The following is a 16162-nucleotide window of genomic DNA, read 5'->3' as shown; positions in this document are numbered from 1 at the left end:
GATGAGGCTGTCCGTGCGCGTGGGGCTGACGTGGTTGTCGGTCGTCGTTGCCGTGGCTGGTTCTGCAGGCTGTGGGCGCAAGGTCGCATTGGAACAGGCAGCCGATGTGCGCCAGGCAAGCGAGATCGACGCCGTGCTGAGTGCGCGGGGAATCGAGGTCGAGCGCAAGTCGGAGAAGGCCGGCGTGACGCTTTTCGTGGGCAATGCCGACTTCCCGCATGCGATGCGCGCGCTGCGCGAGGCCGGTTTGTTGCGGCCCAGCCGGCCCAGCGTCGACGAGGCGCTCGGCAAGCGCGGCATCGCACCGACGCCGTTCGAAGAGCGCCTGCGGCACGTTCATGCGATCGAGCGCGACCTCGAAGCGGCGCTCATGGATATCGACGGCGTTACCGCGGCACGGGTGCGCGTCGTGGCGCCGGAGCGCCCATTTCCCGGGGCGCAACTGATGCCGGCGTCGGCTTCCGTTCTCATCAAGCATCGCGCGGGCGTCGATTTGTCGCCGCTGTTGCCCGGCATGGCCAGGCTCGTCAAGAACGGTGCCCCGGGGCTGGCGGGCGAGGACGATCGGCACGTCACCGTTTTGCTCGTGCCGGAGCAATCGAGCGACGGCGCGCCGGCGGTTTCGGGCGGCACGTCTCACGATCCGTCCCGGCTGCCATTGATCGCGGTCGTTGCCGGGGCCGCGGCGCTGGGGTTTTTCGCCGATCGGCTGCTGCGTCGAATAGACTGGCGCCGTCCGAAAGGAGGCAAGGGCGGCAACGCCGACAGCGCAAGCGCCGGATGATCCGATTCCGCCGTTTGGGTGCGAAACGTGGCGTGGGGCGGCGCCAGAGCGGCATAGACGATATGGCGTGCCGCCGCAGAATACGGGTCCATGCGCCGCGCATAGAAACCCCCGCATATGGCCGGGGCCTAAGTCCAATTCCTGCCGTTGCCGTCTCGTGCGCCGTGCTTGCTGCGACGGCGCGCGGCAGATGGCAGCGGTATAGCCACGGTTGATGCGCTAGAACCACGGCGAATTGGCACTAGAAATCGATTGCAAACGCCCGTTTGTTTCACTATTCGAGAATTTTCTTATTCGCCGATCTGCATAACGTCCCTACAGTTTGATATTGGCCGGCCGTGACTACAATTTCTCGATAACCGCCGACGCGCCGATCACCGGGGCTGGTCGCGACGCGGTGGCCGGCCGAGCTGGCTACCCGGGCGCATCGCCGGCAGATCAGAGAGGCATACAACGTCGTGAACAAACCATTGCAGATCATATTGGCGGAAGATCATGGCATTGTCCGCTACGGCATTCGGCTGGCCATCGAGGCTGGGCATGTCGCACACGTCGTCGCGGAAGCCGCCGATTCCGACGAGCTGATCGCGGCAGTACGGCAATATCCGTGCGACGCGATCGTGACCGATTTGTCGATGCCCGGCACACGAACGCGCGACGGGATCGCCCTCGTCGATCGCTTGCAGCGGATTTGCCCGGGTGTGCCCATCATCGTCGTCACCGCCATGCGCAATGCGGCCATCTTGAACAAACTGTTGGCGAAAGGCGTAAAGGGTGTCGTGGAGAAGGCGGGCGGCGTCAACGAATTGCATTGCGCGCTCGTCGCAGCGGCGCAGAGTAGGACTTACGTCAGTCCCGGTGTGGAAAAGCTGCTCGCGCGAATGAATCTCGTCGGCGAGCGCGTCGGCAAGGAAGCGACGCTGACCACCGCGGAAATGGAAGTGATTCGCTTGTTCGCCGCGGACGGGCTGACCGCCGCGCAAATTGCCGAAAGGCTCAATCGCAGCGTCAAGACGGTGAGCGCACACAAGGTTCGCGCGCAGCACAAACTCGGCCTGGGGACCAATCAAGAATTGCTCGAGTATTGGCGAGCGCATGATCATTGTTCGTAGCGATGGCGGCCGTGCATGCCGGCGTCTTGCGCATCGGGCGTGGGCTCGCAGCGTGCGTCTTCGCTGCGGCAGTGCTCGTCGGCTGTTCCCAACATGAACGCGGCACGCCCTCGAGCGCTGCGCGCGATTTGCGCGTGCCGCTGTCGCAGGCCGATCGCGACTACCTCGAATCTCTGCCGCCGCTGCGCCTGGGCGTCGATCCGCATTGGGCGCCCATGGCGTTCGTGGATCCACAGGGGCGCATCGACGGCATCTCCGCCGACTATCTCGACTTTCTGAAGAGCACGTTGGGTGTTCGCTTCCGTTTGGTCCCGACGCGCTCGTGGGGCGAAACGATTTGGCTCGCCAATGAAGGCCGCATCGATATCGTGCTAGCCGCCTCGCAGTTCGATGGGCTCGCACCAGGCTTCGGCTTGTCGACTCCCTACGTGCGTTATCCCCTCGTCATCGTCACGCGCGAAAACGCGCCGTTCATCGGCAGCCTGCAGGACCTCGAAGGCGGGCAGGTGGCGATCGTCGGCGATGTCCAGACGGCGCGTCTTAGGTTCCCGGGGTTGCCGAGCGTTCACGCGGTCACGGTCGGCTCCGCCGAGGATGGGCTCGATGCGGTCGCGCAGGGCCGCGCCTTCGCGTACATCGGTAATCTCGGCGTCATCGATCGGATCGTGCGCGAGCGTTATGCAGGCACGTTGCGCATCGCGGCGCCAGCCGATCGCATTCAAGAGCTGTCCTTCGGCGTTGCGCCGCAGTTTGCGCCTCTGGTGCCTCTGATCGACCGCGTATTGTCGGAGATTCCCGAAATCGAGCGCGAGCGCATCCAAAACAGCTGGCTATCGAGCCGCTTCACGTTCGGGGTTGCCCCGCGCACCCTCTGGCTCGTGCTTACGCCGCTGGGCGTCGTGACGGTGGTCTTTCTCGCGCTGTTGTCGTTCAACATGCTGCGTCTTCGCAAAGAGGTTCGTCATCGCCGTCGAACCGAACGCGAGCTGGTGTTCGAGACCCGCTTCAAGGCGCTGCTGATGGATACGGTGCCGATTCCGGTTTGCGTCAAAGATGCCGACGGTCGATATGTCGCCGTCAATCCCGCCTACGAGCAGGCCATGGGCGTGCGGTCCGAACATGTCGTCGGAAAGATACTGCCGCCGCCGGGGCCGGGGCGAGAGGTCGACGTCGATGTATTCGCGCAGGCGGCGCGCGCAGTTCTTGAAACGGGGCGGCCCGCGCAGGGCGAACTGCGCTATCGCGGCCACGACGACACGATCCATGAGGCCGTGTATTGGGTTCGGCTTTGCAGCGGTGAAGACGGCCATCGAGCCGCGGTGCTGTGCGCGTTCGTCGATGTCTCGGACCTGCGTCGCATGGAGCGCAGGGAACTGGAGCATAAGCGCCGGCTCGTCGAATTGACGCAGGCCCTGCCTTCTGTCGTGTTCCAACTGCGCTTGCGGCGCGCGCCGCGCCCCACGTTCGATCTGGTCTTCGCCAACCGTCGGGCCGACGCGCTCGTGCGCGCGCACGACACCCACGCGACCGACGCGTTCGGCCCGTTCGTGCGCTCGCTCGATCTGCCTCAACGCAGGCGATTGACGAGGATGTTCCTGCGTTCGGCCCGCTCGCTCGAGCGCGTGCGCGCCGAATTCATGCTGCACATGCCTGACGGCCGGCTCGCGTGGTTTCACGTCGAAGCGGAGCCGCGCTCGCGCGAAGACGGCGGCGTCGAATGGAATGGGTACTTGCATGATGTGACCGAGGCCAAAGCGTCTCACGCGGCCCTGATCGACGCAAAGCACCAGGCCGAAGAGGCCGCGAGCGCGCGAGACGCTTTCATCGCAATGGTCAGTCACGAACTACGTACGCCGATGAGCGGCATCATCGGCATCTTGCAGTTGCTCGATCACGACGCTTTGGCCGATGACGACCGCCGTCTCGTCGAGATGGCCGGCAATGCCGCCGAACTATTGCTACGAATCCTCAATGACATTCTCGATTTCGCCAAAAGCGAAAACGGCGAGTTCGCGCTCGAATCGACGCCCATCTGCATGGCCGAGATCGTCGAGCGAGCAGCCGGCTTCGTTGCACCGTTGATCCAGCGCAAGGGGTTGCGGTTGCACGTGGAAATCTCGCGCGCCGTGGCGCCGCGCCATCTCGGCGACATGCAGCGGCTCGGACAGGTGTTGCTCAACCTGCTCGGCAATGCGGTGAAGTTCACGGAACGAGGCTCTGTCTCGGTGACGGTCGAGGTGCTCGGAGAGACGGCCGCCACGCAAGCGCTGCGTCTGCGTATTGCCGATACGGGCATCGGCATCTCGCAGGACGATCAGGCGCGCTTGTTCGCGCCGTTTTCGCAGGCGAGCGGAACTGCCAGGAGCGGGTACGGCGGGACGGGCTTAGGGCTGGCCATTTGCCGGCGCTTGATCGAACGGATGGGCGGCGCCATTGAGCTCGAGAGCGCGTTGGCGCAGGGCACCACGGTCACCGTCACATTGGATCTGCCGATCGACCGTGCGCCCCTTGCCACCGGCGGCCACGGCGGTGTTGCGCCCGAAGCCGACCCGACTGCATCGTTTGCATCGGAGCGTGCGAGGCGGCGGATTTTGCTGGTCGAGGATCAACTCATCAACCGCGAAGTGCTGGGACGACAGCTCGCGAATTTGAGTGTCGTCGACTGCGATTTGGCCGAGGACGGCGTTCAAGCGCTTAAGGCTTATGAACAGGGCGATTACGCGATGGTGATCACCGATTGCGCGATGCCTCTGCTCGACGGCTTGACGCTCGTCGAGCGCATTCGCCGGCGCGAGCGAGATGGCGCGGTCCAAGGCGATCACGAGCGTCGCACGGTGCTCGTCGTATTGACGGCCGATGCCACCGCACAAAAGCGGGAGGCCTGCCTCGACGCAGGCGCCGATGAAGTCTTCGTCAAACCGCTATCGACCGAGCAGTTGCGCGCGTTGCTCGTGCGGCATCGGCTCCTCGATTCGTGGAACAGCGGTTTCGACGATGCGCTCGTGCGCGACGAGTTGTGGCAGCAGCTTTGCCGAACGCTCGCCGCGGATTTGAATGCGTTGCTAGCCTCGTCATCGAAGGGGGACAGCGACCGTATGCATGAGGTTGCCCACGCGATTGCCGGCACGGCGGCATGGTTTCGACTGCGAGCGGTGGCCGACGCGGCCGTTCGCCTTCAGGAAGCGTTGGCGCAACAGGAAGGGGTGCAGGCGTCGGTGCGCACCCTGTCAGCGGCGATCGAGCGTGCCATCGCACAGGCATGCTCATCGGATTGAGGCCGAGCTTTCGTTCGTAGCTTGCCGCAGGCAGAGTCGATGGTGGCGAGATGTTAGTCGTCAATGCGTCGATATTTGCTTCGCTGCATCGCTTGCGCTTCACCGGGAATCGACGTGAATCCTGTTTGCCGCTTTGCCGCTTTGCCGCGACGCCCGTGCCGCCGGTATCATCTGGTGATGTCCTTGATATCGGAGGAAACGTGCGCTTGGAGCTCATGCAGGCTCGTTCGGCAGGCGTCGGAAGGTTCGGGCCGCGGCCATGAGCGAGCGAACGATTTCGTGCGGCGTCGTGTTGCTCGACGGTCGCGGCCGAGTCTTGCTCGCCCACGCTACGGAAACGTCACATTGGGACATTCCCAAAGGACAGCCCGACGCCGGCGAGGCTCCGCTCGAAGCTGCCTTGCGTGAGTTGCGCGAGGAAACGGGCATCGAACTCGCGCCGCAGCGCCTGAAAGACCTCGGCCGCTTCGCTTATCGCCGCGACAAGGACTTGCATTTGTTCGCCGCGCGCGTCGAGGAGGGGGAAGTCGATTTAGCCCGCTGCGTGTGTACGTCGATGTTTCCGAGCCGCAAGCATGGCGGGCCCATCCCCGAGATGGATGCGTTCCGCTGGGTGGCGCCGCATGCGGTCGGCCGCTATGCGAGCGGCAGCCTCACGCGACTCTTCGCGACGGCGCTTTCGCTCGCGCAATTACACCGCGATTTGTAGAAGTAGAGGTCAGACGCAGACTGAGGGGAACGCGAAGCGTTGCCCCGGATCGCCTGCCGTACAGAAACGGCCCGGCGCGCTCGGTGCGGATGCTCGTGAACCACCGCGCCGAGCACGCGGCGAAGCCGCCGCCGTTCCCTTGGTTACTTGCCGCCCCAACTGTCGCGCAGGCCGACGATTCGATTGAACACGGGCTTGCCCGGTTTCGAATCGTAGCGGTCGGCGACGAAGTAGCCGTGGCGCTCGAATTGGCAGCGCTCCTCGGGCGCCAAGGTTTCCGCGCCCGGCTCCAAATAGGCCTGGACCACGCGCTTCGAATCGGGATTGAGCGCCTCGAGGAAATTGCGCCCGCCCGCATCGGGTTGCGCCTCCTTGAACAGCCGGTCGTACAGCCGCACTTCGGCCGGCACGGCATGGGTGGCGCTGACCCAGTGGATATTGCCTTTCACCTTGTAGTTGTTTGCGCCTTCCGTGCCGGACTTGCTATCGGGGAAGTAGTTGCAGTGGACGGCGACGATATTGCCGTTCGCGTCCCTTTCCGCGCCCGTGCATTCGATGACGTAACCGTAGCGCAACCGTACCTTGTTGCCCGGGAACAGCCGGAAGTAACCCTTTGGCGGTGTTTCGGTGAAATCGTCGCGCTCGATCCACAACTCGCGCGTGATCGGGAACGTGCGCTGGCCGCGTTCCGGGTGGTGCGGATGGACGGGCGCCGAACACAGATCGGCCAAATCGACGGGGAAGTTGTCGATGACGAGCTTGAGCGGATCGAGCACGGCCGCCGTGCGTGGCGCTTTCTCGTCCAGATCGTCGCGCAGCGCGCCTTCGAACACGCTCATGTCGATCCACGAGTCGACTTTCGTGACGCCGATGCGATCGCAAAACAGCCTGATGCCCTCCGGCGTGAAGCCGCGCCGGCGCACGCCGACGATCGTCGGCATGCGCGGATCGTCCCAGCCGTCGACGTGGCCCTCGGTCACGAGTTGCAACAGCTTGCGCTTGCTCGTGATCGCGTAAGTGAGGTTCAGTCGCGAGAACTCGATCTGCTGCGGCAGCGGACGCGTGAAGACGCCCGCCTCGGCGAGTTCGTCGAGCACCCAGTCGTACAACGGGCGGTGATCCTCGAATTCGAGCGTGCAAAGCGAATGCGTGATGTTTTCGATCGCGTCCGAAATGCAGTGCGCATAGTCGTACATCGGGTAAATGCACCAGGTATCGCCGGTGCGGTAGTGATGCGCGAAGCGGACGCGGTAGAGCACCGGGTCGCGCATCGTCATGTTCGGCGAGCCCATGTCGATCTTGGCGCGCAGCACATGCTCGCCTTCCTTGAATTCGCCGGCTTTCATGCGACGGAACAGCTCGAGGTTTTCCTCGGGCGTGCGGTCGCGATAGGGCGAGTTCTTTCCGGGCTCGGTGAGCGAACCGCGATTGGCGCGGATCTCGTCCGCCGTTTGGCTGTCGACGTAGGCCTTGCCGCGCTGGATCAACAGTTCGGCGTATTGGTAGAGCTTGTCGTAGTAGTCGCTCGCGAAATACTGATGCGACTTGCCGTCCTTCTCCCAGTCGAAGCCGAGCCAACGCACGGCGTCGACGATCGAATCGGCGTATTCGATGCTTTCCTTTTCAGGATTCGTATCGTCGAAACGCAAATGGCAGACGCCGCCGTAGTCGCGCGCCACGCCGAAATTCAGGCAGATGCTCTTCGCATGGCCGATGTGCAGGTAGCCGTTCGGCTCGGGGGGGAAGCGCGTTTCGACGCGGCCGCCCCATTTGCCCGTGCGGTTGTCCTCATCGATGATGTTGCGGATGAAATTGGACGGCGGAGCCGCCGCAGCGTCGTTGCGTTCGTTGTTCATGCGAGAGTCGGAAATCGGCGGAAGTTACACGGGACGAGCCCGCGGCAATCCGATCATTCTACCTAAAGGAGACTGGCAGCGACGCGCGGCACGGTGCAGGCCCGCGCGAGCGCGGGTGCGATGCGTGCCGCGGGAGGGTCCCGTCGCTCGCCCGCACCGCGCGCGCAAAGGCGAGCCTACGCCGAGACGATCGAGATCGCGAAGCCGTCCCAGCCTTTGCTGCCGACGGTTTGGATCGCCGTGGTCGTGAGGCGCGGGTCGGCCGCCGCCATCTCGAAGTAGCGTCGCACGCCGACGACGTCGGCGTCGCGGCTGCCTGCATCGGCGACGCGCCCCTCGCGCACGACGTTGTCGCAGACGATCACCGTGCCCGGGCGCGAAAGGCCTAGGGCAAGCCGCAGGTAGTCCGGATTGCCGTCTTTATTCGCGTCGATGAAGACGAAATCGAACGGCGCGGCTTGCTCGGCAGCCAGTGCGGCGAGCGACGCTGCCGCATCGCCGACGCGGACCGTGACGCACCCGGCCACCCCGGCGCGTTCGAGGTTGTTGCGCGCGAGCGCGGCATAGCCCGGGTCGAGTTCGAGGGTCGTGACCGTACCGTCGGCCGGCAGGGCGCGGGCGAGCCAGATCGTGCTGTAACCCCCGAGCGTGCCGATTTCGAGGATGCGCCGCGCGCCGTGGATGCGGGCGAGCAAGTGCAGCAGCTTGCCTTGATTGGGGGACACGTTGATCGCGGGCAGTCCCGCCTCGGCGCTCGCGGAGAGCGCCGCATCGAGCGCGGGATCGGACGGGACCAAGGTATCGCACAGATAGCGATCGACGGCGGTCCATTGCGCGGGATTCATCGGTTGCGCCTCCTTCGAGCGAGCGGTTGAGCGCTTATACTACGCGCGAACCTTCGGACGGCGCGCGCGAGCGCGCATACCTTCGCACGCACCACGTACGACGCACCATGATTCGAACCCAAACCCTCGTTCTGCCCGGCTATGCGAATTCGGGCCCCGGTCATTGGCAAACGCGATGGGAAGCGCTAGACGCTTCGTTTGCACGCGTGGCGATGCCCGACTGGGACCATCCCGTGCGCGAGGCGTGGTGCGCGACGCTCGACGCCGCGGTCGCCGCGCAGCGCGGGCCGATTTGCTTCGCGGCGCACAGCCTAGGTTGTTTGACGGTCGCGCACTGGGCCTTGAGAGAAGCGCAGCCGGCGCAGCTCGACAAAATCGCGGGTGCGCTGCTCGTGGCGCTGCCCGATCCGAGCGGCCCGTCGTTTCCGCGCGACGCGCACGGCTACGACGACCTCCCGCTCGCGCCGCTGCCGTTCCCCTCGATCGTCGTCGCGAGCAGCGACGATCCATACGGCACGCTAGCGTTCGCCAAGCGCTGTGCCGATGCCTGGGGCGGCCGCCTAGTCGAGATCGGCCCCCGTGGGCATATCAACGCCGAAAGCGGTCTCGGCGATTGGGAAGAGGGCCGGGCCTGGCTCGCGTCGCTCTCCAACTAAGCGGCGGCGCGGCCAACGTAGGGTTTGGCCGCACGCACGCGAAACGCTCGCCGCAGGCGAGTCTCCCTCGTATCGGTACCCCTCGAATCGTCCTTCAGATCACCGCTTTGCCTCGCAGCGCGGCAATGGCCGCCGCATCGTAGCCGAGCACGTCCCGCAATACCTCGTCGGTGTGCTCGCCCAACAGCGGCGGCGCGCTGCGCACTTCCGGCGGCGTCGCGCTCATGCGGATCGGGTTGCGCACGAGCGGAGCCATCGCGCCGCTCGGATGCGGCGCCTCCACGCGCATGCCGCGCGCTCGAACCTGCTCGTCGGCGAAAACTTCGCCGACATCGTTGATCGGCCCGCACGGCACGCCCGCCGCTTCGAGCGCCTCGATCCACTCGCGCTTGCCGCGCGTCTTCACCATCTCGGCCACGATCGGCACGAGCACGTCGCGGTGGCGCACGCGCTCGGGGTTCGTCGCGAAGCGCGGGTCGTCGGCCAGTTCCGGCCGCCCGCCCGCTTCCACGAACTTGCGAAACTGTCCGTCGTTGCCCACGGCCACGATGATCCAACTGTCGCTCGTCTGGAACGCTTGGTAGGGCACGATGTTTTGATGGGCGTTGCCCCAGCGCTGCGGCGCTTTGCCGCTCGCCAAATAGTTCGAGCCGACGTTCGCCAGCATCGCCACCTGCACGTCGAGCAGCGCCATGTCGATCGCCTGGCCTTCGCCGGTGCGATCGCGGTGCGCGAGCGCGGCGAGCACGGCCACGCTGGCGTACATGCCCGTCATCAAGTCGGCGATCGCCACGCCGGCCTTTTGCGGGCCGCCGCCGGGCAGATCGTCGCGCTCGCCCGTGATGCTCATGAACCCGCCCATCCCCTGCACGATGAAGTCGTAGCCGGCGCGATCGGCGAGCGGGCCCGTTTGGCCGAAGCCCGTCACCGAGCAGTAGACGAGATCGGGCTTGACCGCCTTGAGCGACGCATAGTCGAGCCCGTACTTCGCCAATTGCCCGACCTTGTAGTTTTCGAGCACGACATCGCTGATCGCGGCCAGTTCGCGCACGATCCGTTGGCCTTCGGGGGTGGCGATATCGACGGTGACCGAGCGTTTGTTGCGGTTGGCGCACAGATAGTAGGCCGCCTCGCGCGTATCGGCGCCCTCGGGCGTCTTCAGGTACGGCGGCCCCCAATGGCGCGTGTCGTCGCCGGCGCCGGGGCGCTCGATTTTGATGACGTCGGCGCCGAGATCGGCGAGCGTTTGCGCGCACCACGGGCCCGCAAGGACGCGGGTCAGGTCGAGCACGCGGATATGACTGAGCGCTCCCATGCGAACACTGTCTCCTCGAGTTGATTGCGCGCCCAAAGGGGCGGGCGGCGGGCCTGCAATGCGCGCTCGAGCGCGAGCAGGCCCCTTGCATGGTAAGCGCTTTTGGGGCCGCGTCCCAAGCGAGCCCCGGGCTCACGGGCCGGCGGCGTGAGCGAAAAACGGCGCGATCGCCGCCCCGGTGGGGCGATCCGGCGACAATTCCGTATAATGAGCCGTTTAGGGGAAAACGGCCGTGCGCCCTGGGGCATAAGGCGCGGCCGGTTTCCAGTCGAGACCGTCCCCCTTCCGTTTTCTATGAAAGCCGCCGAAATCCGCGAGAAATTCCTCAAGTTCTTCGAATCGAAGGGCCATACGATCGTTCGCTCGTCGAGCCTCGTGCCCGGCAACGACCCTACGCTGCTCTTCACCAATTCGGGAATGGTGCAGTTCAAAGACGTGTTCCTCGGCGCGGAGTCGCGCCCGTATTCGCGTGCGACCACGGCGCAGCGCAGCGTGCGCGCCGGCGGCAAGCACAACGATCTCGAAAACGTTGGTTACACCGCGCGGCATCACACGTTCTTCGAGATGCTCGGCAACTTCTCGTTCGGCGATTATTTCAAGCGCGACGCCATCCATTACGCGTGGGAACTGTTGACCACCGTCTACGGATTGCCCAAGGAAAAGCTCTGGGTGACGGTCTATCAAGAAGACGACGAAGCCTACGACATCTGGGCCAAGGAAGTGGGCGTGCCGACCGAGCGCATCATCCGCATCGGCGACAACAAAGGCGCGCGCTACGCGTCCGACAATTTCTGGCAGATGGCCGATACGGGGCCGTGCGGGCCGTGCTCGGAAATCTTCTACGATCACGGGCCCGACGTGTGGGGCGGCCCCCCGGGTTCACCCGAGGAAGACGGCGATCGCTACATCGAGATCTGGAATCTCGTGTTCATGCAGTTCAACCGCGACGCCCAAGGCAATATGACGCCGCTGCCCAAGCCCTGCGTCGATACGGGCATGGGCCTCGAGCGCATCGCGGCGGTCTTGCAGCATGTGCACAGCAACTACGAGATCGATCTGTTCCAAGCGCTCATCGCCGCGGCGGCGCGCGAAACTGGCGTGAGCGATCTCTCGAACAACTCGTTGAAGGTCATCGCCGATCACATTCGCGCTTGCTCGTTCCTGATCGTCGACGGCGTCATTCCCGGCAACGAAGGGCGCGGCTATGTGCTGCGCCGGATCGTGCGCCGCGCGATTCGGCACGGCTACAAGCTCGGCTGCAAGCGGCCGTTCTTCAATAAGCTCGTTGCCGATCTCGTCGCGCAAATGGGCGGGGCCTATCCCGAACTCGCCGATGCGCAAGCGCGCGTGACCGATGTATTGCGTCAAGAAGAAGAGCGCTTCTTCGAAACGATCGAACACGGCATGTCGATTCTCGACGAGGCGCTCGGCGCGCTCGAGGGCAAGGGCGGCAAGCTCCTTTCCGGCGATATCGCGTTCAAGCTGCACGATACCTACGGCTTTCCGCTCGACCTGACGGCCGATGTCTGCCGCGAGCGCGGCATGACGGTGGACGAGCCCGCGTTCGACGAGGCGATGTCGCGTCAGCGCGAGCAGGCGCGTGCGGCGGGCAAGTTCAAGATGGCGCAGGGTCTCGATTACTCGGGCGCGAAGACGACCTTCCACGGTTACGAAGAGTCGATCCTCGACGACGCCAAGGTCGTGGCGCTCTACGTCGACGGGACCGCCGTCAAGGAAGTCGCGCACGGGCAACAGGCCGTCGTCGTGCTCGACCACACGCCGTTTTACGCGGAGTCGGGCGGCCAGGTGGGCGACACCGGGGTCCTCGCGAACGCCAGCGTGCGTTTCGCGGTGGCCGATACGCTGAAGGTGCAAGCCGACGTCGTGGGCCATCACGGTACGCTGGAGCAGGGCGTCTTGCGGGTGGGCGATGTCGTCAAAGCCGAGATCGACGCGGTGCGTCGCGCGCGCACCGCGCGCAACCACTCGGCCACCCACCTGATGCACAAGGCGTTGCGCGAAGTGCTCGGGTCGCACGTTCAGCAAAAGGGTTCGCTCGTCGACGACGAAAAGACGCGCTTCGATTTTGCGCACAATGCGCCGGTGTCCGACGAGCAGTTGCGCCGCGTCGAAGATATCGTCAATGCCGAAGTGCTCGCCAATGCGCCCGGCATCGTGCGCGTCATGCCGTACGACGAGGCGGTCAAGGGCGGCGCGATGGCCTTGTTCGGCGAAAAGTACGGCGACGAAGTGCGCGTGCTCGATCTGGGCTTCTCGCGCGAGCTTTGCGGCGGCACGCACGTGCATCGCACGGGCGATATCGGCCTCTTCAAGATCGTGGGCGAAACGGGCGTCGCGGCCGGCATCCGGCGGGTCGAGGCGATCACGGGCGATAACGCCGTGCGTTACGTGCAAGGCCTCGAAAGCCGTGTCAATGCGGTTGCGGCCGCATTGAAGGCGCAGCCCTCGGAGCTCACGCAGCGCGTGGCGCAAGTGCAGGAGCAGGTCAAATCGCTCGAGAAGGAACTTGCGGCGCTCAAGTCCAAGCTCGCATCGAGCCAAGGCGACGAACTCGCGGCGCAAGCCGTCGAAGTGGCGGGCGTGCAGGTGCTCGCGGCGACGCTCGAAGGGGCCGACGTCAAGACGCTGCGCGAGACGGTCGACAAGCTCAAGGACAAGCTCAAGCATGCGGCGATCGTGCTGGCCGCGGTCGATGGCGACAAGATCAGCCTCATCGCCGGCGTCACCGCCGATGCGAGCAAGAAGGTGAAGGCGGGGGAGCTCGTCAACTTCGTGGCGCAGCAAGTGGGCGGGAAAGGCGGTGGCCGGCCCGATATGGCGCAAGCCGGCGGCACGGACCCCGCGAAGCTGCCCGCGGCGCTCGCGGGCGTGACCGCGTGGGTGCAAGGGCAACTCTAAGGATGGCGCTAGGGGGTAGCACTAAAGGCTGACTCTAAAGGAAGGGACCGGTCTAAACGGCTGGTTCGATTTCCCCAGTTTCTTCGGCATCGTCAAAGGCCGCTTGCAGGTGACTGCAAGCGGCCTCTTCGTTTTCGCATCGTCGCCCCGATCGTCGCGCTCGATTGCTTTGGTCATCACTTCGTCATCGACGCGCATCGATAATCGCGGCGAAGCAAGTAAAGGTTCAATACAAAGCCAATAAGCAAATAAATCGCCTGCGGCCAAGACCACCGGCGATAGACCATGCAACGGGGTTCACCCATGACGATCCGTCATCGCATCACCTTGGTGGTGCTGCTCATGTTCGTCGCGCTCGCGGCGATCGGGGGCTACGCTACGTACCAAGCCCGCCGCAGCGCCGCTCGAGTACGCCAAGTCACGCAAGGCGTCGTGCCGAGCGCCCTCGCATCGAGCGATCTCGTCGCTGAAGTGAAGGACGTCCAACTGGCGACGATGACGCTCGTCTACGCGCCCGATGCCAATATGGTGACGCAGGCGCGAGAGCAACTGAAGACGAAGCAGGCGCAACTGCGGCAGGCGCTAGAGTTGCAAGCGCAAGCGGCTGCAAGCCATGCACAGAAGGGGCTCGTCGCGCAGGCGCGCGAAAGCATGGCGAACTATTTCGCGGCCATCGAGGAAACCGAGGGCATGAAAGCGGCGGGCAAGGACGCGCTCGCACAAGCCTTCTTGTTCGCCGACGTGGGCCAATACCGCAACGAACTCGAAGGTATCGTCGAGACGATGCGCATCGAGAAGAACCGTCAGAAGGACGATGCGATCGGCGAGCTCAACGGGATGCTCGCTACCACGACCACCGCGATCGGCGGGGCGACGGCAGCGGCAATCGCGTTGTTGTCTGTGATCGGCATGCTGCTGTACCGGCAGATCACGCGGCCGCTCACGCGCATGCAGGCGGAGATGAGCGAGATCGCGCAGAGCCAGGACTTCACGCGGCGTGTGCCGGTCACGCGCATGGACGAAATCGGCCGCTCGATCGTCGCGTTCAACGACATGATCGAAAAGATCGAAGAAAGCGCGCTGCAGTTGAAGCAAAAGACGGCCGACATTCAGGCGATGTTGCAGAACATGCAGCAGGGCATCCTGACCGTGGTCGACGGCGGTCTCGTCCATGGGGAATACTCTGCGTACCTCGAGGCCATCTTCGAGACGGAGGACATCGCCGATCGCGACGTCATGTCGCTCGTGTTCGGCCAGACGAGCCTCGATGCCGACACGCGTTCGCAAGTGGAGGCGGCCATTCACGCTTGCATCGGCGAAGATGCCATCAATTTCGCGTTCAACGAGCACTTGCTCGTCAACGAAGTTGCCAAGACGATGCCCGACGGCCGCGTCAAAACGCTCGACTTGAGTTGGTCGGCAATCACGGACGAGGGCGATACGGTCATGCGCCTCATGCTTTGCGTGCGCGATGTCACGGAGTTGCGCCGCCTCACGGCCGAATCGACTCAGCAAAAGCGGCAGCTCGAAATGATCGGGGAAATTCTTGCCGTCAGCCAAGACAAGTTTCACCAATTCGTCGAGAGCGCGAAGGGTTTCATTCACGAAAACGAGCGGATCATCGGACAGCACGAGCATGCCGACGAATCGGCGCTGGCCGAGTTGTTCCGCAATATGCATACGATCAAGGGCAATGCGCGTACCTATGGGCTGCGGCACTTGACGAGCATCGTCCATGAAGCGGAACAGCGCTACGACGAAATGCGGCGTTTGGGCGCCGACGAGGCGTGGGACCGCGAGGCTTCGATCGCCGAGCTCGCACGAGTGAAGCAAGCCGTCGAGCATTACGCCACGATCAACGAAGTCAGTCTCGGCCGCAAGGGGCCCGGCGCGGTGGCGCATCGACCGCAAAGCGGGCGCTATATGGTGGTCGATCGCTCGCATATCGATGAGAGCTTGCGGCTGGTCGAGTCGGTCGGCGACGGCGATACGGCCGGGCTCGTCGCCATGCGCGACGCGGTCCGTCGCACGCTGCGCCTGCTCGATACCGAGAGCTTCGAGCAGGCGCTGGCAGGTCCGATCGAATCGCTGCCGTCGCTGGCCGAGGAACTCGGCAAGCGTGCGCCGACGGTCACGGTCGACGACAACGGCTACCGGTTGCGCCGCCATGCAAGCGGTGCGCTGCGGGACGTCTTTACGCACCTGCTGCGCAACAGCGTGGACCACGGCATCGAGCCGGCCAAGGAGCGCGTGGCGGCCGGGAAGCCCGAGGCCGGAGCGATCGAGATCGAAGTGGGCGTCGATGCCGGTGCGTTGCAAATTACGCTCAGCGACGACGGCCGCGGGCTGGCGCTGGGGCGCATTCGCGCGATCGCTGCCGAGCGCGGTTGGATGGAACCGGGTGTCACGCTCGGCGATGAAGCCGTTGCGCGCTTCATTTTCCGGGCGGGCTTCTCGACGGCCGGGGCCGTGACCGAAGTGTCGGGCCGCGGTGTAGGCATGGATGCGGTCAAGGCCATGCTCGAGCGCGAGCAAGGACGCATCGAGTTGCGCTTCACCGACGAGCGCGACGGCGCCGATTTTCGGCGCTTCCAAACGATCGTGGATTTGCCCGAGACATGGGTTGTCGACAGTCTCGGCGCGCCGCTCGGTCAGGGTGCGCAGGCGGCGCGGGACGACGCACTCGCATGA

10 protein-coding genes are annotated in these 16162 nt (G+C 64.7%); 7 read left to right on the top strand and 3 right to left on the bottom strand.

Annotated elements, in window-relative coordinates:
• Position 1 precedes the first annotated feature (1 nt).
• The 4 genes from QQS38_RS02880 (at position 2) to QQS38_RS02865 (ending at position 5880) form a co-directional block, all read left to right on the top strand.
• Entirely contained in the window at positions 2-784 is a 783-nt protein-coding gene (locus tag QQS38_RS02880; protein ID WP_479643848.1) for a hypothetical protein, read from the top strand.
• Positions 785-1242: 458 nt separating this feature from the next.
• Positions 1243-1896, top strand: a complete 654-nt coding sequence (locus QQS38_RS02875; RefSeq protein WP_479643847.1) for a response regulator — start codon at positions 1243-1245, stop codon at positions 1894-1896.
• A gap of 11 nt (positions 1897-1907) precedes the next feature.
• Positions 1908-5171, top strand: a complete 3264-nt coding sequence (locus tag QQS38_RS02870; protein ID WP_479643846.1) for an ATP-binding protein — start codon at positions 1908-1910, stop codon at positions 5169-5171.
• Positions 5172-5430: 259 nt separating this feature from the next.
• Positions 5431-5880 (top strand): NUDIX hydrolase, encoded by a 450-nt coding sequence (locus tag QQS38_RS02865; protein WP_479643845.1) that lies wholly within the window; start codon positions 5431-5433, stop codon positions 5878-5880.
• A gap of 143 nt (positions 5881-6023) precedes the next feature.
• Here QQS38_RS02865 and QQS38_RS02860 read toward each other — a convergent pair whose 3' ends face one another.
• Together QQS38_RS02860 and QQS38_RS02855 are read right to left on the bottom strand one after the other, a co-directional pair.
• A complete protein-coding gene (locus tag QQS38_RS02860) occupies positions 6024-7736 on the bottom strand; it encodes a glutamine--tRNA ligase/YqeY domain fusion protein (RefSeq protein ID WP_479643844.1) in 1713 nt (570 codons plus the stop codon).
• 176 nt (positions 7737-7912) lie between these two features.
• Complete coding sequence (locus QQS38_RS02855) at positions 7913-8581, bottom strand: O-methyltransferase (protein WP_479643843.1); 669 nt, start codon at positions 8579-8581, stop codon at positions 7913-7915.
• A gap of 107 nt (positions 8582-8688) precedes the next feature.
• Here QQS38_RS02855 and QQS38_RS02850 point away from each other — a divergent pair, with 107 nt between their 5' ends.
• Complete coding sequence (locus QQS38_RS02850) at positions 8689-9237, top strand: RBBP9/YdeN family alpha/beta hydrolase (RefSeq protein WP_479643842.1); 549 nt, start codon at positions 8689-8691, stop codon at positions 9235-9237.
• A gap of 94 nt (positions 9238-9331) precedes the next feature.
• Here the strand turns inward: QQS38_RS02850 and QQS38_RS02845 are convergent, their stop codons facing one another.
• The gene (locus QQS38_RS02845; RefSeq protein ID WP_479643841.1) at positions 9332-10552 is read right to left on the bottom strand and encodes a CaiB/BaiF CoA transferase family protein; all 1221 of its coding nucleotides are present in this window, start codon (positions 10550-10552) and stop codon (positions 9332-9334) included.
• 294 nt (positions 10553-10846) lie between these two features.
• Here QQS38_RS02845 and alaS point away from each other — a divergent pair, with 294 nt between their 5' ends.
• Entirely contained in the window at positions 10847-13471 is a 2625-nt protein-coding gene (gene alaS, locus QQS38_RS02840) for an alanine--tRNA ligase (RefSeq protein WP_479643840.1), read from the top strand.
• A 303-nt stretch (positions 13472-13774) separates the two neighbouring features.
• A complete protein-coding gene (locus QQS38_RS02835; protein WP_479643839.1) occupies positions 13775-16162 on the top strand; it encodes an ATP-binding protein in 2388 nt (795 codons plus the stop codon).

This window comes from Trinickia sp. Z7, assembly GCF_056498045.1.
The sequence above is the reverse complement of the archived record's forward strand: the minus strand, read 5'-3'. Positions and strand labels throughout refer to the sequence as shown.

Bases quoted from the DNA above. Each gene is read 5' to 3' on its own strand.
- QQS38_RS02880 (WP_479643848.1), top strand. From the start codon at position 2: ATGAGGCTGTCCGTGCGCGTGGGGCTGACGTGGTTGTCGGTCGTCGTT.
- QQS38_RS02865 (WP_479643845.1), top strand. From the start codon at position 5,431: ATGAGCGAGCGAACGATTTCGTGCGGCGTCGTGTTGCTCGACGGTCGC.
- QQS38_RS02860 (WP_479643844.1), bottom strand. From the start codon at position 7,736: ATGAACAACGAACGCAACGACGCTGCGGCGGCTCCGCCGTCCAATTTC.
- QQS38_RS02855 (WP_479643843.1), bottom strand. From the start codon at position 8,581: ATGAATCCCGCGCAATGGACCGCCGTCGATCGCTATCTGTGCGATACC.
- QQS38_RS02850 (WP_479643842.1), top strand. From the start codon at position 8,689: ATGATTCGAACCCAAACCCTCGTTCTGCCCGGCTATGCGAATTCGGGC.
- QQS38_RS02845 (WP_479643841.1), bottom strand. From the start codon at position 10,552: ATGGGAGCGCTCAGTCATATCCGCGTGCTCGACCTGACCCGCGTCCTT.
- alaS (WP_479643840.1), top strand. From the start codon at position 10,847: ATGAAAGCCGCCGAAATCCGCGAGAAATTCCTCAAGTTCTTCGAATCG.
- QQS38_RS02835 (WP_479643839.1), top strand. From the start codon at position 13,775: ATGACGATCCGTCATCGCATCACCTTGGTGGTGCTGCTCATGTTCGTC.